Here is a 19,058-nt window from a genome sequence, read left to right on the forward strand (position 1 = left end):
GTCGAGGTGGGTGAGGTCGATGCCTGAGCGATGAGCCGTGGTCATTTCTCCATCCTTACACGATCATCACATTCCGCTCAGTCTCACTACCGTGACCCGCTCAGAGCTTGGGCGATCTGGGCCACCACCATGTCCGGGGTGAGCGTCAGCTGATGCCACGTGAAGCGCAGAACATGCCAGCCCGCGTTCACCAACGTGTTCTGACGGTTTGCGTCGGCGTTGAACCGATCCACGTCGCGGTGCCAGGCCCAGCCGTCGACCTCGATTGCGAGGCCGTGAGCGGCAAATGCCACGTCGATGACGTAGCCGCAGCTGCGGTACTGGGCAGTCCAACCCGAAATCCGGTGAAGCCGCAAGAGGTGGTGCAAAATCCGTTCCGCTTCGGATTCACCGCCCTCACCCGCGGCCTTCAACAGTCGGGCTGCAGCGGCGCTTCCCGTGCGGCCGAGGTTACGTCGGTGTGCTGCTTCGAGCGCCGGGAGCGAGGTGTGGCGTTGGAGCGCTCGGTCCATCAACTCCGTTCCCCCTTCGATGGAAACCGCTGCTTCCAGCACAGATAGCGGCAGGCTGGTGACGAGGAGAGAACGGCGGTTGTCGATGTCTCGCCGGTCGAGGTCGCGTCGGCGCACCCGGACGCCGGCACACGTGACGGATCGAGACAGCGGAACTGTCACCGAGTGTTGGCGCGGCGGCTTCGTGAGTAGTCCGTGCCACCAGGCAGCGGAGGAACCGTGCGCGCATCCGCCGCTGCTGTACACGGCGCTGCGCAAATCCACTTCGGGTGTTCGTTCGCGATCCTCGCGTAGGTAGACCCCGGCCCGGAGTGCGGTCCATTCGCCGGAGATGAGGCGTCTCGAGATTGCGGCGGGGCTGAGGCCACTGGTCATCGCCTGCTCGCGGGTGATGACGCCGTCCTGAGCGGCCATGAATTTGTTGGTGTTCATGTCTTCTTGGACGCGGCACAAGGCAGCAGGTTCCATGCGCCTGCTGATCGTGAAGGATTTCGCTCGCTCAGCGAACGAAATCCTTCAGAATCAGATCAGCTTCCGTAGACGAGCGCGGGGAGCAATGATGAACCCATCGATGAACCCACGGCCGCGGACCCAACGCCGAGCGGAACGAGTAGAGACATCATGTTCTGGTAGTCAACAGCCTCGATAGGCGGAAGTCCCGGGATCGGATTGGGAACCGGAGCGTGACGTACCCAGGCTCCGCAATCGTCGGTGGTGAAACTTGTGTCGCCCCACATCACTTGGATTGTTTCAGCGCCGCCGCCGAAATTGTTGTCGATGATGTCTCGGCCGTAGCCCGTCCGCTCCCAGTAGCAGTAGCGGCCACCGGAAGTGCTCCACAGGCCTGGCAACATCTGGCCATCACCGCCGCCGACGCGGAAGGTTCCATCGGTGCCGGCGGGGATGTAGGTGCCGGCGGCGTTGGCGACACCGCCACCCGCGAGTGCCAAACCGACGGCCGATGTAGCGCACAACAGTGCCCCGACAAACTTCTTCTTCACTGATTCTCCCAATGCTCGCAAACTTGACTAGCGAACATTATCGGACCAGTCGGTCTAAATTTGTGGAGCCCTCTGATTGTGAAGGATTTCACTCGCTCAGCGAACGAAATCCTTCACAATCAGGTCAGGCGTCGATGCCTAGGTTGATGACTGCGAGGTAGGTGCCGTCCGACTGCTTTTCGACGGTCATGATCCCGGTCTGGTCGAAGATCCCGTCGCTGGCGTTGGTGGTGTTGCTCTCGCGGCCGGTGTGCTCGCTGTACGGACTGGTTGAGTACACCTCGTCGAGGAGGGTCTCGTCGAAGAAGGTCTGCGTCGTGAGGACGGTCTTCTTGTCGATATGCACCTTGACGTGAATGTGTGTGGTGCGGCCCATGTACCAGCCCGGGAAGATAGTGGTGAACTGGGCGATGCCGTTGGCGTCGGTGGTCTGGGCGCCGCGAAGGTAGGTGCCGTCGTCAGTGGTGGCGGCTTCGCTGTCGCCGACGCTGTAGGAGCCGTCGGAAGTTTCACCGGAGCCGCCCATCGAGCCACCCATGCCTCCGCCGCCTGACGGGGGTTGGCCCATGCCGCCGCCTGACGGGGGTTGGCCCATGCCGCCGCCTGACGGGGGTTCACCCATTCCGCCGGTTGGGGGAGTTCCGCCGCCACCGCCCATTGCGCCGCCACCATTTGCGCTGACGGATCCGGATTCGAAGCCGGAGTACACGCCGCCGGCGTCGCAATGCCAGATTTCGACAACCGCGTTGCTGACGGCACCGATACTGCCGTCGACGTTGCACTGGCTGTTGTCCTGCACACGCATGGCGACCTGCAGGGTGGTGCCGGGGCGGTCTTCGCGGATGTCACTGCGGATGGAGTCGACGTCGAACCAGTAGGGGCCCTGAGTTTCTTCCTTACTCATGACGCACTGAGGTGCCTTGGCAAGTAGAGCGGTGACCGAGCTACTGGAGGCAACTGCTGCGGCAGAGGAGCCGGAAGCGGTGGTTGTCGATGCCGCCGCAGTGGTCGACGTGGTGGTACTGCCACTGTTTCCGCCGCATGCGGCGATGAGGCCGCCCAAGCTGATGGTTCCGCCGAGGGCCAGGGCCCGACGACGGCTCACTCGTTGTCGGCTCGCTTCGATCTCTTTGTTCACGCGTCTACCTCCATTGTGGGCTGTTGCTTCAATGGTGGACGACCGACCTGGTTCGCACCTGCCTACTGGCTGTGAGCTTCCTGGGAGAGCATTTGGACGCTGGAGGTAGCTCGGACATAGACCTGGCCGGTGTGGTCGACGATGCGCGATTCGATGAGTGCGAGCCGTCGACCGGAGCGGATGACGTCGGCTTCGGCGCGCATGACGGGGCCACCGATGCCGGGGGAGCGCAGGAAGTCGATTTTGTGGTCGAGGACGCGGTAGTCCTGGGCGGCGTTGGTCAGGGTCTGGGCGGCGAGTCCGGTGATGGCATCGACGGCGGAGATGAGCACGCCACCCTGCACAGCACCGAGGGGATTGGCCATCCATTCCACCGGTGCGAGTTCGCCGACGACGGAACCGGGGGTCACCTCGGTCAGGGTGAGGTCGAGGAGTCCGGCGAGTGGTCCGCGTTTGATTGTTCCGGCGAGGATTCCCTCGACGACGGCAGATCCGCTCAGGCCGATCAAGTCGCTGGTTTCTTCGGGCGCCGGCACCTCGAGGGCTGGGCCGGCAATGTATTCGTCGGGTGCGACGACGGGCGCTCGCGAGACGATCATGGCGCGCCCGGCCATCACTGCCAGTGGGATGTTGTCTTCGCTGCGGAGTTGTCCCGACGCGAGCCCGACGCCGTCGTCGAGGTGTATGAGTTCGCCTGTGGCACTGACGGATCCAGTGGTGGGGATATCGGCGGCGGCACTGACCGTGACCTGTGCGAGCACCGACTGATGCCCCGAGGTGAGTCCCGAGTACACGGCTCCGCCCATGGCGCCGTCGATCATGACTCCGAGGGATCCGAGTACGGTACGGCCGCGATGATCGTGGAATCGGCCACCGATGGTCTGGACGAATGCCAGGTCTCCGGGTGCTATCGAGGCTGCACGCACATTCATCAAGGTGTTGAGGGGATCAAGTTTGACGGTGGGTGCGGGGCTGTCGATGCTCATCAGTCGAGTATTACCGGCGTGCTGGGCGCCGACTGCGGCAGGTCTCAACCACCGATACGGGCGTGCATTTCCCAGACGAGGACTTCTGCTCCGGTTTCGGAGGTCAATTGTTGTCCGCCGGAGGAGGTCAGGCGCACCGCGTCACCTTGATACAGCGTCCCGACGCCTTCCATTTCTACGGTGCCTTCGGCGACGAACACGTGCAGGAATGGTGCGCTCGGAAGTTGCACAGCCTTACCGGGGTGCATACGAGCGACGTGCAGAGCCGCATGTTTGTTGTTGATGCGGATGGCCGAATGATCCTTGTACTGAGGCATTCCCGAAGCGACGGGGATCAGGCCGCCGCGCAGGAGTTCGTCGTCGATTTCGAGTTGTTCGTATCCGGGGGTCAGACCGCCCTCGTCGGGGACCACCCACATCTGGACGAAATGCACGGGATCGGAATGCTGTTGGCCGCCGAGGCGCCAGGAATCGTTTTTTTCGCTGTGCATGATTCCGCGGCCGGCGCTCATCCGCTGCGCGAGCCCGGGATAGATGACACCGGAATGGCCGATGGAGTCCTGGTGGACCAGTGAACCGCGGAGCACCCACGTGACAATTTCCATGTCTTTGTGTGGGTGCGTGTCGAATCCGCTTCCGGCGAGCACGGTGTCGTCGTTGTTGACGAGGAGAAGGCCGTGGTGGGTGTTGTCGGGATCGTAATGCTGTCCGAAGGAGAAGGAGTGCTTCGAATCCAGCCAGGAGATGCGGGATTTCAAGCGATCGCCGGATCGGTGTACGTCGATGTGTGGGGTTGCGAGCGCCGGCATGGCGTTTCTCCTTCGGGTCTGGATCACGTCAGCCTACGAGGTGTCACCGAAATCCGGCGTGCATCTCCCAGATCAGGACTTCGGCAGATTCGGTTGCACGCATGCGGTGACCTCCGGTTCCCTTGATTCGCAAGGAATCTCCGGTCGATAGCAGGCCGATGTCTTCGACGGTTGTAGAACCTTGGGCAATGTAGGCGTGGACATACGGAGCGTCCGGCAGAATTATCGAATCGCCGGCGTCGAGTCGTGCGACGTGTAGCGCCGCGTACTTGTTATGGAGTGTGATGGCGCTGTGGTCGCGGTGCGCGGGCATCCCCGACGCCAATATGATCAAGCCACCAGCGTCGAGTTCGGCATTGACATCGAGCTCCTGATAGCTCGGGGTGATCGCGGATTCGTCTGGCGGAATCCACATTTGGACGATATGGACCGGTTCAGTGGCGCGGGTACCGTCGGCGCGCCGGGTGTCGTTGCGCTCGGAATGCAGGATTCCGGTTCCCGCGCTCATTCGTTGCGCGAGTCCGCGGTGGATGACGCCGGTGTGCCCGGCTGAATCCTGGTGGACCAGGGAACCGCTGAGCACCCACGTCACGATTTCGGTGTCGAGATGTTGATGGGTGTCGAAACCGTTGCCGACGCCGATGATGTCGTCGTTGTTGACCAGCAGAAGTCCGTGCGCGTACGCGGTGTGGTCGAAGTTTCCGGCGAAGGGGAAGCTGTGACGCGACGTGAGCCAGCCGTAGTTCAGGTGCGCACGTTCGTGCGCACGCTGAACCACTGCCGATGACATGTCAGCTCAGTGTTTCGTGAGCTGCCGGGATGGAGCCGAGGCGTCCGGCCTGGTAGTCCTCGAAGGCCTGCATGACCTCGGACTTGGTGTTCATGACGAACGGTCCGGCCATGGCGATGGGCTCGCGGATCGGCTTGCCGCCCAGGATGAAGACCTCGAGCGATTCGGTCCGGGAGTCCTGGCGATCGGAGGCTGCGATGGTGATGGAGTCGCCGCGTCCGAAGACGGTTGTCTGTCCGGCGCGAACGGGCCGACGCTCGGCGCCGACGGTACCCTCACCGGCAAGAACGTAGACGATGGCATTGAAGTCCGGGTTCCACGGCAGGGTGACGCTGGCGCCGGGTGCAATCGTCGTGTGGGACAGGGCGATCGGCGTGTAGGTCGAACCAGGTCCGGCATGTCCGGCGATTTCTCCGGCGATGACGCGTACGAGTGCGCCGCCGTCGTGGGACGAGAGCAGTGCAACCTTGCTGCCGGTGATGTCCTGGTAGCGCGGTGCTGCCATCTTGTTGTCTCGGGGCAGATTCACCCACAGTTGGACGCCGTGGAACAGGCCGCCGCTGAGGACGAGGTGCTCCGGGGGAGTTTCGATGTGGAGGATGCCGCCGCCGGCGGTCATCCACTGAGTGTCGCCGCCGCTGATCACGCCGCCGCCGCCGTTGGAGTCCTGGTGCTCCATGATGCCGTCGATCATGTAGGTGACGGTTTCGAAGCCGCGGTGCGGGTGCCACGGGGTGCCCTTGGGTTCACCGGGTGCGTAGTTGACCTCGCCCATCTGGTCCATGTGAATGAAGGGGTCGAGTGCCGAGAGATCGATGCCGGCGAATGCGCGGTGTACGGGGAAGCCTTCGCCTTCGTATCCGACCGGCGCGGTGGTGATGCTCTTGACTGGGCGGTCGACTGCCGACGCTGCCGACTCGTCGAGGCGGGGCAGGGCCAGGATGTTCTCGACTGTTACAGCAGGCATGTCGTTCTCCTCGTGCTCAAGTAGTTGACTGTTCAACTATCTCATGAGGAGTCAACAATGTCGAACAGAAGATATTCCCGGCGACGATTGTGAAGGATTTCGCTCGCTCAGCGAACGAAACCCTTCACGATCAGGTCAGAACTTGATACTCAGCACCCGCGTCTCCAGGAAATCGTGGACACCGGCCTCGCCACCTTCGCGGCCGAAGCCACTACTCTTCACGCCGCCGAAGGGGAGTTCCACCTCCAGTGCGTTGTGGGTGTTGACCCACACCTGGCCTGCGTCGATCTGCTCAGCGATCTCGACGGCGGCGGACTGCTCGCCCCAGACCGAGGCGCCGAGACCGAATTCCTGGCTGTTAAGGGTTGCGACGACGTCGTCGACATCGGTGTAGGCGACCACGGGGAATGCCAGGCCGAACTGTTCGAACTTGACGATGTCGCTGTTGTCGTCGACCCCGCGCACCAGCGCAGGCTCCATGAAGTAACCGGGCAGGGTGGTGATCCGTTCGCCGCCGGTGATGTCGGCTCCGTCGGCGCGGGCTTTGTCCAGCAGTCCTTGCACGTATTCGAGTTGCGCTGCGTTGTGCAGGGGGCCGACGGTGGTGCCGGGTACTGCGCCGTCTCCCACCACCATCGTCGACATGACGGCGGCGAAGGTGGCACAGAAGGCGTCGACCTTGTCTGCGGGAACGTACGCGCGTTTGGGTGCGATGCACATCTGCCCGCTGTTGAAGAATGCGGAGTGCGCCAAGAAGCCCGCAGCGTAGTTGATATCTGCGCTGTCGAGAATGATCGCGGGATCATTGCCGCCCAATTCGAGGGTGACCGGCGTGATGGTCTCGGCGGCCTGCTTCATGATTGCCTTGCCGACGCCGGTGGAACCGGTGAACGACACCTTGCGCACGGCGGGATGCTCGATCAGGGCCTTGCCCGTATCGGGTCCGCCGTAGACGATGTCGAGGACGCCTTCGGGAAGAATGGTCTGCAGGATGCGGACAACCTCGCCGACAACCAGTGACACCGACTCGGCCGGTTTGACCAGCACCGTGTTACCGGCGGCCAGTGCGGGCGCGATCTTGGCCATCATCAGGAAGATCGGAAAGTTCCACGGCACGATGGCTGCGACGACGCCCAAGGGCCGGTGCTGAATTCGTGCTTCGCGGATCGGCGATTCTGGTGCTGGTGATTCGTCGGCCCAGTCGAGACGAGCGAAGTGCGCGAGGCAGCGGGCCGAGATCCAGACTTCACCGCTCGAGTCGCTGAGGGACTTACCCTGCTCGGAGGTGAGGAGCGCCGAGATCGCGGAACTCTGCCGCATCAGTTCGTAGGAGCACGCGGCGAGCATGCCCTGCCGGACGCTCCGCGAGGTGCGCCAGCTCTGGAATGCCGATTGGGCGGCAACAGCTTTCGCGTCGAGTTCGGCCACGGTGGTGACCGGGGTGCGTCCCACCTCTTCCAGCGTGGCGGGGTTGATCGAGATCAGGTCGTTGTCGATGCTCATGAGAAGTGCTCCTGACTAGGCGGTGGTGCCGGCGGCGGCCATGGCTGGTGCGATGTACGAGCGGAAGATCATGGCGCTGAATCCGCCGTCGATGGGGATATCGGCCCCGCTGATCCACGACGCGTCGGACGAGGCGAGGAAGATGATGGCGTCGGCAATCTCACCGGGCTCGGCATGACGTCCGGCCCAGGTGACGGCGCCGGAGATTGCCGCGTCACCCATGGTGGCGGTGAAGTCCTTCAGTAGCGGTGTCCCGACGGTGCCGGGGGAGACAGAGTTGGATCGTAGGCCGATGTGCTTGCCGTCGACGGCGAGGTTACCGGCATTGATGATGGCAGCTTCCTTGGACAGGTTGTAACAAACGTCCTCGACGCCGGGGAAGTCTGCGAGTGATTCCAGTGCTTCGTCCCAGTTGTCAATGGCAAGAAAGGTATTGAGTCGCCCGAAACTCTGCTGCCACATGAATCCGGCTTGCGACGCGGTGGTGACGACGGCCGGGTCGAGGGAGAACTTGGGCAGGAGTAGACGGGTGAGGTCCCGCGGTGCCAGCGCATTGATCGACATGACTGTGCGCCATGGCAGTGTGGCTGCGACGCCGGCGTTGTTGATCAGGACGTCGACGGGGCCGTTGATCTGCTCGGCGATTGCCGCGACGCCTGCCTGGGTCGAGAGATCGCCGACAATCATCTGGCTGATCGAGGCGTCGGTCGAGGCAACGCGGTCGACTCCGATGACGTGGGCACCCAGAGCGGCGAGCTTGGTGGCAGCCTCGGCGCCGATGCCGGACGAACATCCGGTGAGGACAACGGTTTTGCCGGTGAAACTGATCATGCGTAGTGCTCCTGAGGTGAGGGGTGGGCTACCAGGTGACGGGAAGGGAGAAGACGCCGTTGATTCCGGACCACATCTTGAACTGCAATTCTTCCGGTTCGACGGCGAGCTTGAGTGTCGGTACGCGGCGAGCGAGGGTTTCGAAGATGATCTGCAGTTCGAGGCGGGCCAAAGCTTGGCCGATGCACTGGTGGACTCCGTAGCCGAAAGCGAAGTGATCGCGCGCTTTTCGGTGGATGTCCAGTGCGTCGGCGCCGGGGAAGTGGGCGTCGTCGCGGTTGGCGGAGAGGTTGAGTGGAATGATGGCCTCGCCGGCGGGGATGGTGACGCCGCCGATTTCTATGTCCTCGGTGGAGCATCGGAGGATGACCAGGTGAACGACGGTCAGGTAGCGCAGGAGTTCTTCGACGGCGTTGCGGACCAGTGCCGGGTTCTCCTGCATCTGCGCCCACTGCTCGGGGTGCTGGAGCAGGGTGTACATGCCGAGGGCGGTCATGTTGGTGGTGGTGTCGTGGCCGGCGATGATGAGCAGGAAGCCGGAGTTCTCGACGTCCATCATTGTGATGGTTCCGGCGCGCTCGGCGGCAACAAGCTGACCGATGATATCGTCGCCCGGATCATCAAGCTCTGCACGCTCGTTCGCGATCTTGCGAATGTAGCCGCGTAGATCGTTCATGGCGGCGATAGCGCGGCCCATAGCGTCGGGGTTGGTGAGGTCATTGGCCATCAAGGCCTCGTCGGCGGCCTTGTTGAAGAATGCGCGGTCTTCGGCGTGTACACCCAGGATCCAGCTCAGAACGGTGCTGGGGATGGGGAGGGCAAGCGACTTCACGAAGTCCGTCTGGCCTTCGGGCTGAGCGAGCATCTCGTCGATCGTGGTGTCGACGAGTTCCTGCAATGCCGGACGGATCTTCTTCATAGCGGTGAGGGTGAAGTTCTTGGAGAGCAGATTTCGGAAGATCTCGTGCTCGGCGCCGTCCATGCGCAGGAAGAGGCGCTGGTCTTCGGGTTCTTGTGGTGCGCCGAACCGGGGGTATCCGGGGTTGCGGCTGTCTGCACTTACGCGAGGGTCGGACAGGATGGAGCGCACGTCGTCGTAACGGGTGATGAGCCAGGCCTTTTCGCCGCCGATGAGGTCGACGCGGGAGATTGGGGCGTTTTCCCGCAGCCACTGGTACTCCGCCGGCGGGTCGATCGGGGGACGCGGCCACGGGAACGGGGCGGCGGGGTGTTCAGTGACGGGCGGCGCTGTATTGGTCACGGTGATTCCTTTGACTCTGGTTGAACCGCACGGTTGTGTCGAGACGCCGCGGCGGGCAGTGAGTGAATCGAAATATCTAGGTGCAGTGCAGATTTGCAACTTCCCGGATGTGAATAGTGGAGAGAAAACCGCATTTGACGCAGCGGCAACATGGGCATTCCCGGTGAGCGGGACTGAGGCTTTTCGAGTGGCGGACGGGTCGAATCCAGCACTATTGACACGTGTCAAAACTGTGCCTACGATGTGGTCTGGCTCACTTGACTGGTCTGATGAAGGTGGAATGTGGATTCGGCAGTGCGAGACGGCGTTGAGGCCGGGAGATCAGACAAGGGTGAACTTCGTCGCGAGTCTATTCTGCGTGCCCTGGAAAATCTTTTGGAGACAACAACTCTCAACGAACTCAATGTCCGCGACATCTCCAAAGCTGCCGGTGTCACACGATCGGCGTTTTACTTCTATTTCGAGAACAAAGCTGCCGCCGTCAGCGAACTCAGCAAGGTTGTGGACGAAGAGGTGGCAGCGGCGTCTGCCATCTATTCCGGTGGTGCTGCCGACCCGGCCGGACAGGTCGAACAGATGATCTGCGCGGTTCGGGATACCTGGATGCGTCACCCACACCTGTTTCGGGCGATGCGAGATGCCCGGGCATCCGATCCCGGGGTCGATGACCTCTGGAACAACGGGCTGGAGGGTTTTGTGGAACCCGTTGCAGCAGTGATCGACTCGGAACGTGCAGCGGCGCGGGCCCCGGTGGGCGCGGACAGTCGGATGGTTGCCCTCATTCTCCTCGAGAGCATCGTCCGTCTGGGTAATCGCTACTGGATCGGTGATCAGAAATCGACCGACGTGGCTGCGGCAACGCAGGCCCTGAGTGAAGTATGGGTGGGTACGATCTATGGACGTCACTGAGCAGCAACAACGTTGGAGCAACGACGATGCGGCGGTGGTGCTTCGCCGTTACGCCCCGGAGGCGTCGGAGATTCTGCATCGCATGATCTTCACCAGTCCGGGTGTTCTCGGCACGCTAGCCCGCACAACGTGCGCCGAGGCCCTGAGGCTGTAGGCTTTGCCGGTACCGTCGCCGATCGAGATCGCGCCGGATTCGTCTGCGCGGGGCTTTGCGGAACAGTTCAGTATCGACGTCTCGAACGTCGACGACGCCTTGCGCGCGGCAATGATGAACGAGTTAGGCGGCGCAGCCAAGGAATTCGTCTTCGGTGTGTATGTTGCGGACTGGGTTCCGCGACTGCTGCACGTTCTGGAACTGTTGTTCGGTCCGCCTGCTGAGGTATGGCCGACGCCGCAGGAGTGGCTAGAATCCGAATTGTCGGTGGAGACCGCCGTTTTCTCACGCGGCGTGGCGCGGTTGCGGAATCTCGATCCTGTCACCACGGAACTGGTGCGATTCCGCCAAGCCCGCCAGCATAATTGCCGGTTGTGCAAATCTCTTCGAATCAACTACCCGGCCCTGAAGGGCCAGGTTTGCTGCTCACCAACCTAACTGGATGCTAGGGCGGTGGCTGCTATAGGCCGGTTGACTGAGCGACCCAATACTTCTCATGCCCGAGCGCGGCAATGTTGAGGGCAGCATTATGGTCCGCATGCCCCGCCCACCCACACTCCCGGCACACGAACACCGATTGACTGCGACGATTCTTGACATCACAGAACCCACACTGCGAGCAGGTACGGGACGTGTTTCGCGGGTTGATCACCGCCACCGGCACCCCCGCCATCTCCGCTTTGTAGTCGACGAAGTTGCGCAACTGGGAGTATGCCCAGCTATGCACCTGTGCTCGTTGTTTCTTGGCCAGCCGTACCCGATCGCGGATCCCCGATAGGTCTTCTATCGCGATACCGCGGTCGGTGCGTTGTGCCTGAGCGACAATTGTTTTCGACAGTTGATGGTTGATGTCGGTGGCGAACCGATGTTCCTTCCGTCGCCGAGTCTTCAACTTCCGCTTCGCGGACTTCGTTCCGACCTTCTGCAGGGCCGTCCGCATCACTAGGTTCTTCTTACGGCGCGCGGTGACCGCGCCGCCGGACCACCGGACGTCGAGCTCAGCAGGGTCGTCGTCGGTGGTGACCGCGAGGTTCACGATCCCCAAATCCACTCCCACCCAACCAGCCACCGGATCTTTCGCCGGTACGACAGGTGTCGGGGAGGGTTGATCAACGGTCGCATACAGATAGAAATTGCCGTCGCGGAAAACGAGATCGGATTCGCCTTTGCGGTCCGTCAGAAGTTTCTGTTGCCAGGGCGCGCATGCGAAGGGCACACCCTTCATCCGGCCCGAGGTGGTCCAGATGGAGACGGTCGAGGAATCGAGTTGCCAGGACAGGCACCGGTCGTCGAACGGTTGCGCCGACAACGGCCGGAAGTGAACTGCGGTATCCGCCACTGACACATACCGTTTCGACCCGACCCGTCCGTAGTTTCCGGCTTTGAGATTCGCCGACCGCGCGGTGTAGGCGTCGGACACCTTTTTGATCACCCGGACCGCTGGCTGCGCCGACAACCCGAGCAACTTGATCTGGGTGTACACCGAATGGTGCAGCGTGAACGCGCGACGATCAGAGGATTGTTGAGCGACATCGGAAACGAAATCTGCTGCACGGTTGCAGGTGAGCAGTGTCTGCTTCAAGGCGGCAGCTTGCTCGTCGGTGACGGCGAGTTTGATCATCACGATCCGCTTCACTTTCACCACCACCCCAAAAAAGTGTTCGCACCGGACCCCACAACCCGATACGACAGATCATTGCATGGGGGTCCGACGCGAATCCGAATCCGACACAGTCGCAGTTGTGTCTACGTCCCACGAACAGCACGACACCCCGAACCAGTCACACCCGCACCCCGCGGTTTCTGCGCAATCCCGAGCGGCTTCCTCCCGGCCCTGAAGGGCCAGGTTTCCGCCGATCTTGCTGATGAACTCTGCGCTGGAAGCCGGCGCGGATGAGGCGCTCTTCGACAAGGTGGACAACTATGCGAACAGTGGTTTGTCGCCTCGTCACAAGGCTGCACTTTCGTTGGCCGATGCGATGGTGTGGCAGCCCGGCTTCGTCCCGGTCGACGTGATTGCTGCAGTACGTGAACAGTTCTCGCCTGCGGAGGCCGTCGAACTTGTGCTGGATATGACCAGAAATGCAAGTTCGAAGGTGGCAGTCGCATTTGGTTCGGATACCCCGCATGTTGCCGAAGGCGTGGAAATCTATGACGTGGACGTGGAAGGAATCGTCACCTTCGGGTTGGATTTCCGCGAGAGGGTCTAACGACCAAGGCCAGAACCGCTACGGCGACCAGCGCGATCAGCACGGCCGCGTCCAACCATGCCGTGGCGTTGTCGGAATGTCCCAGCTACATCCGGGCGATGCCCGCACACAGGAGTTCGACCAAGCGCCGATAGGTGCGGTCGGGATCGGCTCCGGCGGGATGGCCTTCTTGAGCTTCCAGTACACAGAAGCCGTGGAGGGCGCTGCGCAGGGACCACGCGGCCTGCTCGGAATCGTCGTCGCTCAGTCCGTAGCCCGCGATGACGCGGTTGATGACGTCGACCACCTCGCCGACGGCGGCCACGAGGTCGGCGTGCGGGGCGGTGGGGTAGCGGTCGGTGATGGCGTACAGGCCGGGGTGGGTGCGGACGAAACCGCGCCACGCGTCGGCGAGCGCGAAGACCGCGTCGTCCTTGGCGAGTCCGACGGCAGCGGCGCGGAGGTGTTCGGCGAGCATGTGACGCGCGAGCAGGCTGAGTCGATGTTGGACGTCGTCGACACCGTCCACATGCTTGTAGAGAGCTGACTGACGGACGTCGAGAGTTTCGGCGAGTTGACTGAGAACCAGGGCGTCGGGGCCGCGACTGTCCACGAGTTCGGCGGCGGTGGCGATGATGCGTTCGCGGGTGACCGGGATTCTCATCAGTACATCTTCCCTTGTGGGGGCAGCGGCATCTAGGTGATAGTTTATCACCATGAGTGATGATGTATCTTCGGGGGCTGCTGCCGCTGGAACCGGCGATTCGCAACGGCGCCGAGATCTGCAGGTAGTTGTCACCGGCGCCACCATCCTGGGGATGACGTCAATCCTGTACGACCTGTCCGGCACTTCGCCCGCGACCGGCGCGTTCTTTCGGTGCCTTTACGCCTTGATCCCGCTCGTGATCGTGGTCCTCGTGCAACGACGGCGCCCGTCGGCACATCCGTCGAGTGGCGGGTGGGTGATCAAGGCCGTAGTTGCCGGAGTATTCCTGGGAATCGATCTGGTTCTCTGGCACGAGGCGATTCACTCGATCGGCGCAGGTTTGTCGACGGTTCTGCTGAACCTGCAGGTGGTATTCGTGGCTATCCTCGGGTACGTGGTTCTGCGACAGCGCATCACTCGGGAACTCCTGACGAGCATGCCTCTGCTCTTTGTCGGCGTTGCACTTGTCGCGGGAATGAGTACCTCGCTGACTGGAGCCAACCCGGCGGTCGGTGCTTCCTTTGCTGTCATCGCGGCGGGAGCCTATGCCGTGTACATCTTCATGATGGGCTTGGCGACGCGTGCTGCCGGTAGGACTGGGCTGCCGATGCTGGTCTCCACTGCGGCCACCGGTGCGACGGCCGGATTGTTCGGTGTGGTCACCGGAACTCTTGATCTTGCACCACCTTTGGCGGCGCAAGGTTGGCTCATTCTGTTGGCCTTGGTTTCTCAGGTAGTGGGCTGGCTGTTGGTAGCGAGTGCCAGCCAGCGCCTGCCGGCGGGAAATATCGCTGCCAGCCTGGTATTGCAATCGGCGTCGGCATTGCTGTTCGGCGCCGTCCTTCTTTCTCAGATTCCCAGCATCGTGCAGATTGTGGGTGCGGTGTTGATTCTTGCCGGAGTGGTTGTCGCGACGCGCCAGCCTGCAGTGAAATCGCCGACGCCTGGTGTCGGACAACGAACGGAGATAAAGGCATGACTTTGGCGGCCGACCGTATCTACATCAACGGCAACATCAAAACCATGGACGACGACACCGTTGGTGCGTCGACGGCTCTTGCCGCCAAGGACGGCAGATTCGTGGCGCTCGGATCCGACGCCGAGATCACTGCATTGGCCGGCCCTGACGTACCGGTTGTGGATTTGGCCGGGGCAGTGGTTGTTCCCGGATTCATCGAGACGCACCTGCACCCGATCATGTGGGGGATGATGCTCGGTGACGTCGAAGCGACGACGGGTGCGTGCCCCACGATCGAGGCGGTCGTAGCCGCGCTGAGTGCGCGTGCGGCGACAACGCCGGCCGGCGAACTTGTCCAGGCGTGGGGATTCGACGACAGCCTGGTTGCCGAAGACCGGGGATTGACAACGGCTGATCTGGACCGGGCGTCGACGAAGCATCCGATCTTGGTGCGGCACTTGTCTGCCCATGGCGTCTATGTCAACTCCTTCGCTTTGGAGAAGTCCGGTATCGATGCTACGACGGTCGATCCGGAGGGCGGTGTCATCGTCCGCGACGCCGACGGCGTTCCGACCGGCGAACTGTGCGAAGTGCCGGCAATGTCCCTGGTGCATCACCTGACCCCGGCCATGGACGGCGATGCTTCCAAGCTCGCGGTACTGCGTGCTCAGAGCGTCATGGCATCGGTGGGCGTGACGAGCTTCCACGACATGTATGTCACGGCGGAGATGTACGACACCTACCGTGAACTCGACGAGGTGGGTGAGCTGCGTCTGCGTGCGCGCTTGTACCTCGGTCATGGGGTGCATGATCAGTTGGGTGAGATTCCCGAACCGACCGCCTTGGTGAATGTGGGTGGTGTGAAGCTGATTTCGGACGGTTCGATTCAGTTGCACACTGCGGCATTGACCAAGCCGTACCACGATCTGGGTGGTTGCCATTGCGGCGGAATGGCTATTCCGTCGGGCTCACTCAATGTGCTGGTTGACGAGCATCATGCTGCGGGACGGCAGGTCGCTATCCACACGAACGGTGATCAGGCCATCGACTTTGCGCTCGACGCGATTGAGGCGGCACAGGCTGCGCACCCTGAGATTGATATCGCGCATCGCCTCGAGCACGTACAAACGCTGCGTGACGATCAGATTTCTCGGATGGTCGAATTGGGCGTCGTGGCATCGATTTTTGTCAATCACGTCTACTACTGGGGCGATCGCCATCGTGATCGTTTCCTGGGTCCGGGGCGCGGCGAGCGGATCAGTCCCGTGGCATCTGTTGTTGCTGCCGGTCTTCCCTTTGGCCTGCATTGTGATTGCCCGGTTACTCCGGTCAATCCACTCTTCACCATGAACACAGCTGTACACCGGGTAACCCGTGAAGGCCACGTTCTGGGCGCCGATCAGCGGGTGAGCGCGTACGTTGCGTTGTCCGGCTACACAAGTTCCGCCGCGCGTATTACGGGTGAGGCAACCGACAAAGGTCGGATAGCCGTAGGACTTTTGGCGGATTTTGTTGTGCTCGAAGGAGATCCGTTGGACGGTAATGAAGGTGACCTTTCGGCACTGAAGGTTCTTCGTACTGTTGTCGGCGGCGACACGATCTTCGAGGCGTAGTTCCTCGCCCTTCTCCTCGGGCGTGATAATTGCCGCGCCCGAGGAGAACGCGTCGGCGGCGATGGCCGCATTTTAGCCCGAGATGGACAATCGTGGCAAATGGCCGAGTGTTGACACTTCGGACAAATCTGTTGGTGGAGTGCAGATTCCGTAAGGACGATTCCTGCAATCGTCCTGTGTGCATTGTCAGTGCGCGTCGCCGGTTGTGGGGCGATCCCACCCTGGACGTCGACACTTCTCCGTCGATAAGCTCGAATTTTCCGTACGTGGCGATGTGCTTCGACGGCGAGACTTGTCGATTCGATCTGGCCATTGAATCTGATGCTCAATGGAATTGGCTATTGGTCGAATGAGGTTCGCTAAATTGCGTTTATCTTCAGGCTAATTGGAGTCAGGGTAATTCTTCGATCGTGAATCATGGCCGCATGCAATTGAGTTGCGAGTGTTGCCGGTAGTCGTCTGCCGGAGGCCGTGTGCCGCTACGACTACGCGGCAGCGTGCTGTGACAGCGAAGACGCGTAGGTAGTGCCGGCCGGCAGGGGTGCCCTGGTAGGCGTCAGTTCGACGGCCTGTCTGTTTGCTGAAATGTCGCTACGCTCGGGATTGAAGTACGGACTATGTCATTGAAACAAACCAAAAGTTTGTTAACTGTTCGATTATGTCAATCGAAACGGCGACTCGGTTCGTTACCGATTTTTCTTTCTTCGGTGAATTAGTTATGACGCATAGCTAACTATTTCTTACCTTCCTGGTTAGCGGACTGAAACTCCCCGCGTCGGTCATTCGCAGGGCAACTGAACATCTGACCAGAAAAGCTGACACATAAGTTGAAACGTGTGGTAGAAATTGATCCGATGCAAATTGCTGGCTATGTATGAGCGAGGGCATACAGGGATAGTGGTTCGGCTCGAAAGCTTTCCGCAACGTGTTTGGCACTAACGACAGGCGCCTGTTCTCTACCCCCGCTCCGGGGCGTACGTGAACTGGATCTGGCGTCTTTCAATCCACATGCCCGGTAACGGGACAGACGAAATGAGTCTTCACATGTCTCGATTCTTCCCGGTCGGGGGCGGACGCGTAGCCCGTCTTCCTCGGCGCACCGCGGCGGTGTTCACCGCGCTGCCGGCTGCACTGCTCCTCGCGGCCTCGGGTGCACTGCTCGCACCCAGCCTGGCCTCAGCCGCTCCGGGTGACGACATCACCGACACGTGCCTGCAGATGTCCCAGAACGGCGGGGCCTGGGTCGCTCCGAGCGCCTTCGGCCCCGTCGGCACCGGCTACATCCCGGTCCCCGGGGACTCCGGCACAGTGCTGACCTTCGATGTTCGCAACATCTGCGACGTACCCGCGACCCTCACCCTCTTCAGCCAGGGCTGGTCGGTTACCGACGGCGGCACCGCGACCGTGCAGGGTCAGATCGGCAGCCAGAAGGGGCAGCAGGTTCAGATCGGTCCCGGTGTGAACTCGGCAACTCGCATTGAGTTGGCGAAGAAGCCTGTCACGACGAACGTCGGTGTGCAGGTCGGTTTCATCCTGGGCATTCCCGGTGGTGAGGTTGTGCAGGGCAACCAGATCGACGGCGGTTGGAACCTCGAGCTCATCGAGGACGAGCCCGTCGTGGTGGTGGCACCCGCTGCTCCCACCGGCCTGACCCTCGACGCGGCCGAGGTCGAGACCGGTACTCCGGTCACGGTTTCCGGTACGGCTGAGCCCGGCAGCACTGTCACCGTGACCGGCGGCGGCAAGAGCTGCACCGCCACGGCGGACACGAACGGCAACTTCAGTTGCCAGCTGACGATCACCGAGGTCGGTAGTCATCCGATCACCGCTACCGCGAGCAACGCCGGCGGCACCGGCCCGGCGTCGACTCCCGTCACCGTGACGGTCGCGGCAGAGCCCACCGATCCCGGCGGCAGCAGCGGCAGCAGCACCGGTTCCCTCGGCAGCTTGGACGTCTTCGGTAGCTTCGGCAGCTAGTCGTTCACGACTCGCCGGACTTTCGGCATTACCCGGACAGGGGCGAGAGCCCCTGCCCCCCAAAAAACTTCAGCTGATGCGCCCAGGCGCGTTGCACAGCTGACCCGACCCGCGCAATCGGGTTGGACCACGAGGCACGGCCGATTGGTGGCCGGAACTCTCGATGTACCGACAGTGCACTTCCGCACTGGCGTTGGTTGTTCAAGTAAAGGACACATCAGATGAACAAGACCACCAAGGGCGCCATCGCTGCCGCTTCCGCCGCACTGCTCCTCGCCGGCGGCGCGGGCACCATGGCCGCATGGAACGCGTCCACCGCCACCACGGGCGCCGGTACGGTGACCGCTGGCTCCATGGCCGTCTCGGAGACGTCGGCCGGCACCTGGAAGTGGGTCAACGGTACTAAGGCCGGCGCGGCATACGTGCCCGGCACGGACCTGCTGGTCCCCGGCGACAAGGTCTCCTACACCTCGGTGTACGCCGTGACGCTCAACGGCACCAACCTGAAGGCCAACCTCACGCCCACGCTCGGCAACCTGACCGGCTCGCTGGCGACGACCCCGGGTCTGCTCGCCGTAACCGCGTCGAACACCAACGTCTCGCCGATCACCGCGTCCGGCCCGATCTCGTTCACCACCGAGGTGGAGTTCAAGCCAGCTACCGCCGGTCAGGTCGGCGCCGGCGGCACCGCCACCATCGGTGCCGGAACGATCGTCCTCGAGCAGGTCATTACGCCTGTCACCCCGTAGTTAAT

The 19,058-nt window shown here is 62.1% G+C and carries 20 protein-coding genes; 8 read left to right on the forward strand and 12 right to left on the reverse strand.

Features of this window, described 5'->3' with window-relative positions; all coding sequences use genetic code 11:
* Positions 1 to 86: 86 nt before the first annotated feature.
* The 10 genes from QM600_RS18180 to QM600_RS18225 form a co-directional block, all read right to left on the reverse strand.
* Positions 87 to 944, reverse strand: a complete 858-nt coding sequence (locus QM600_RS18180) for a type IV toxin-antitoxin system AbiEi family antitoxin domain-containing protein (protein ID WP_283262892.1) — start codon at positions 942 to 944, stop codon at positions 87 to 89.
* 95 nt (positions 945 to 1,039) lie between these two features.
* The gene (locus QM600_RS18185) at positions 1,040 to 1,513 is read right to left on the reverse strand and encodes an Rv1352/Rv1906c domain-containing protein (protein ID WP_283262893.1); all 474 of its coding nucleotides are present in this window, start codon (positions 1,511 to 1,513) and stop codon (positions 1,040 to 1,042) included.
* Positions 1,514 to 1,637: 124 nt separating this feature from the next.
* Entirely contained in the window at positions 1,638 to 2,651 is a 1,014-nt protein-coding gene (locus QM600_RS18190; protein WP_283262895.1) for a peptidase associated/transthyretin-like domain-containing protein, read from the reverse strand.
* A gap of 62 nt (positions 2,652 to 2,713) precedes the next feature.
* A complete protein-coding gene (locus QM600_RS18195) occupies positions 2,714 to 3,637 on the reverse strand; it encodes a PaaI family thioesterase (protein ID WP_283262896.1) in 924 nt (307 codons plus the stop codon).
* Between the two features lie 44 nt (positions 3,638 to 3,681).
* Positions 3,682 to 4,446, reverse strand: a complete 765-nt coding sequence (locus QM600_RS18200) for a pirin family protein (RefSeq protein ID WP_283262897.1) — start codon at positions 4,444 to 4,446, stop codon at positions 3,682 to 3,684.
* 43 nt (positions 4,447 to 4,489) lie between these two features.
* Positions 4,490 to 5,236: a pirin family protein gene (locus tag QM600_RS18205; protein WP_283262899.1), complete on the reverse strand. Its 747-nt coding sequence runs from the start codon at positions 5,234 to 5,236 to the stop codon at positions 4,490 to 4,492.
* A gap of 1 nt (position 5,237) precedes the next feature.
* The gene (locus QM600_RS18210) at positions 5,238 to 6,203 is read right to left on the reverse strand and encodes a pirin family protein (RefSeq protein WP_283262900.1); all 966 of its coding nucleotides are present in this window, start codon (positions 6,201 to 6,203) and stop codon (positions 5,238 to 5,240) included.
* Positions 6,204 to 6,338: 135 nt separating this feature from the next.
* On the reverse strand, positions 6,339 to 7,706 hold the full coding sequence (locus QM600_RS18215; RefSeq protein WP_283262901.1) for an aldehyde dehydrogenase family protein: 1,368 nt from the start codon (positions 7,704 to 7,706) through the stop codon (positions 6,339 to 6,341).
* Between the two features lie 15 nt (positions 7,707 to 7,721).
* Positions 7,722 to 8,537 carry an SDR family oxidoreductase gene (locus tag QM600_RS18220; protein WP_283262902.1) on the reverse strand — a complete coding sequence of 272 codons (816 nt, stop codon included), beginning with the start codon at positions 8,535 to 8,537 and terminating at the stop codon, positions 7,722 to 7,724.
* 28 nt (positions 8,538 to 8,565) lie between these two features.
* A complete protein-coding gene (locus tag QM600_RS18225) occupies positions 8,566 to 9,798 on the reverse strand; it encodes a cytochrome P450 (protein ID WP_283262903.1) in 1,233 nt (410 codons plus the stop codon).
* A 294-nt stretch (positions 9,799 to 10,092) separates the two neighbouring features.
* On the opposite strand from QM600_RS18225, the gene QM600_RS18230 reads away from it, so the two are divergent.
* From QM600_RS18230 to QM600_RS18240, 3 genes are read left to right on the forward strand one after another with little or no spacing between them, the layout of a single operon-like run.
* The gene (locus tag QM600_RS18230; protein WP_283262939.1) at positions 10,093 to 10,707 is read left to right on the forward strand and encodes a TetR/AcrR family transcriptional regulator; all 615 of its coding nucleotides are present in this window, start codon (positions 10,093 to 10,095) and stop codon (positions 10,705 to 10,707) included.
* On the forward strand, positions 10,694 to 10,861 hold the full coding sequence (locus QM600_RS18235) for a hypothetical protein (RefSeq protein ID WP_283262904.1): 168 nt from the start codon (positions 10,694 to 10,696) through the stop codon (positions 10,859 to 10,861). The genes QM600_RS18230 and QM600_RS18235 overlap by 14 nt, the downstream gene beginning before the upstream one ends.
* Before the next feature lie 3 nt (positions 10,862 to 10,864).
* Positions 10,865 to 11,299, forward strand: coding sequence for a hypothetical protein (locus tag QM600_RS18240; protein ID WP_283262905.1), 435 nt, complete (start codon positions 10,865 to 10,867; stop codon positions 11,297 to 11,299).
* A 22-nt stretch (positions 11,300 to 11,321) separates the two neighbouring features.
* On the opposite strand, the gene QM600_RS18245 is transcribed toward QM600_RS18240, so the two are convergent.
* Positions 11,322 to 12,509, reverse strand: coding sequence for an RNA-guided endonuclease InsQ/TnpB family protein (locus QM600_RS18245; RefSeq protein ID WP_283262906.1), 1,188 nt, complete (start codon positions 12,507 to 12,509; stop codon positions 11,322 to 11,324).
* A 217-nt stretch (positions 12,510 to 12,726) separates the two neighbouring features.
* Between QM600_RS18245 and QM600_RS18250 the strand changes: the two genes are divergently transcribed.
* Positions 12,727 to 13,071 (forward strand): carboxymuconolactone decarboxylase family protein, encoded by a 345-nt coding sequence (locus tag QM600_RS18250; protein WP_283262907.1) that lies wholly within the window; start codon positions 12,727 to 12,729, stop codon positions 13,069 to 13,071.
* A gap of 85 nt (positions 13,072 to 13,156) precedes the next feature.
* On the opposite strand, the gene QM600_RS18255 is transcribed toward QM600_RS18250, so the two are convergent.
* Positions 13,157 to 13,714 (reverse strand): TetR/AcrR family transcriptional regulator, encoded by a 558-nt coding sequence (locus QM600_RS18255; protein WP_283262909.1) that lies wholly within the window; start codon positions 13,712 to 13,714, stop codon positions 13,157 to 13,159.
* 52 nt (positions 13,715 to 13,766) lie between these two features.
* Between QM600_RS18255 and QM600_RS18260 the strand changes: the two genes are divergently transcribed.
* The 4 genes from QM600_RS18260 to QM600_RS18275 all read left to right on the forward strand — a co-directional run bounded on the left by QM600_RS18260 (position 13,767) and on the right by QM600_RS18275 (position 19,053).
* Positions 13,767 to 14,735 carry a DMT family transporter gene (locus QM600_RS18260; RefSeq protein ID WP_283262910.1) on the forward strand — a complete coding sequence of 323 codons (969 nt, stop codon included), beginning with the start codon at positions 13,767 to 13,769 and terminating at the stop codon, positions 14,733 to 14,735.
* Positions 14,732 to 16,327 carry an amidohydrolase gene (locus tag QM600_RS18265; protein ID WP_283262911.1) on the forward strand — a complete coding sequence of 532 codons (1,596 nt, stop codon included), beginning with the start codon at positions 14,732 to 14,734 and terminating at the stop codon, positions 16,325 to 16,327. The genes QM600_RS18260 and QM600_RS18265 overlap by 4 nt, the downstream gene beginning before the upstream one ends.
* A gap of 1,044 nt (positions 16,328 to 17,371) precedes the next feature.
* Entirely contained in the window at positions 17,372 to 18,304 is a 933-nt protein-coding gene (locus QM600_RS18270) for an Ig-like domain-containing protein (RefSeq protein WP_283262912.1), read from the forward strand.
* A 221-nt stretch (positions 18,305 to 18,525) separates the two neighbouring features.
* Complete coding sequence (locus tag QM600_RS18275) at positions 18,526 to 19,053, forward strand: alternate-type signal peptide domain-containing protein (protein ID WP_283262913.1); 528 nt, start codon at positions 18,526 to 18,528, stop codon at positions 19,051 to 19,053.
* Positions 19,054 to 19,058 lie beyond the last annotated feature (5 nt).

The sequence above is a fragment of the Rhodococcus sp. IEGM 1379 genome, from assembly GCF_030056815.1.
In the GTDB taxonomy this organism is placed as follows: domain Bacteria; phylum Actinomycetota; class Actinomycetes; order Mycobacteriales; family Mycobacteriaceae; genus Rhodococcus_F.

Coding starts and splice junctions, on each gene's coding strand:
- QM600_RS18195 (WP_283262896.1), bottom strand. CDS start 3,637: ATGAGCATCGACAGCCCCGCACCCACCGTCAAACTTGATCCCCTCAAC.
- QM600_RS18205 (WP_283262899.1), bottom strand. CDS start 5,236: ATGTCATCGGCAGTGGTTCAGCGTGCGCACGAACGTGCGCACCTGAAC.
- QM600_RS18260 (WP_283262910.1), top strand. CDS start 13,767: ATGAGTGATGATGTATCTTCGGGGGCTGCTGCCGCTGGAACCGGCGAT.
- QM600_RS18215 (WP_283262901.1), bottom strand. CDS start 7,706: ATGAGCATCGACAACGACCTGATCTCGATCAACCCCGCCACGCTGGAA.
- QM600_RS18275 (WP_283262913.1), top strand. CDS start 18,526: ATGAACAAGACCACCAAGGGCGCCATCGCTGCCGCTTCCGCCGCACTG.
- QM600_RS18270 (WP_283262912.1), top strand. CDS start 17,372: ATGTCTCGATTCTTCCCGGTCGGGGGCGGACGCGTAGCCCGTCTTCCT.
- QM600_RS18235 (WP_283262904.1), top strand. CDS start 10,694: ATGGACGTCACTGAGCAGCAACAACGTTGGAGCAACGACGATGCGGCG.
- QM600_RS18180 (WP_283262892.1), bottom strand. CDS start 944: ATGAACACCAACAAATTCATGGCCGCTCAGGACGGCGTCATCACCCGC.
- QM600_RS18220 (WP_283262902.1), bottom strand. CDS start 8,537: ATGATCAGTTTCACCGGCAAAACCGTTGTCCTCACCGGATGTTCGTCC.
- QM600_RS18250 (WP_283262907.1), top strand. CDS start 12,727: ATGAACTCTGCGCTGGAAGCCGGCGCGGATGAGGCGCTCTTCGACAAG.
- QM600_RS18265 (WP_283262911.1), top strand. CDS start 14,732: ATGACTTTGGCGGCCGACCGTATCTACATCAACGGCAACATCAAAACC.
- QM600_RS18200 (WP_283262897.1), bottom strand. CDS start 4,446: ATGCCGGCGCTCGCAACCCCACACATCGACGTACACCGATCCGGCGAT.
- QM600_RS18210 (WP_283262900.1), bottom strand. CDS start 6,203: ATGCCTGCTGTAACAGTCGAGAACATCCTGGCCCTGCCCCGCCTCGAC.
- QM600_RS18255 (WP_283262909.1), bottom strand. CDS start 13,714: ATGAGAATCCCGGTCACCCGCGAACGCATCATCGCCACCGCCGCCGAA.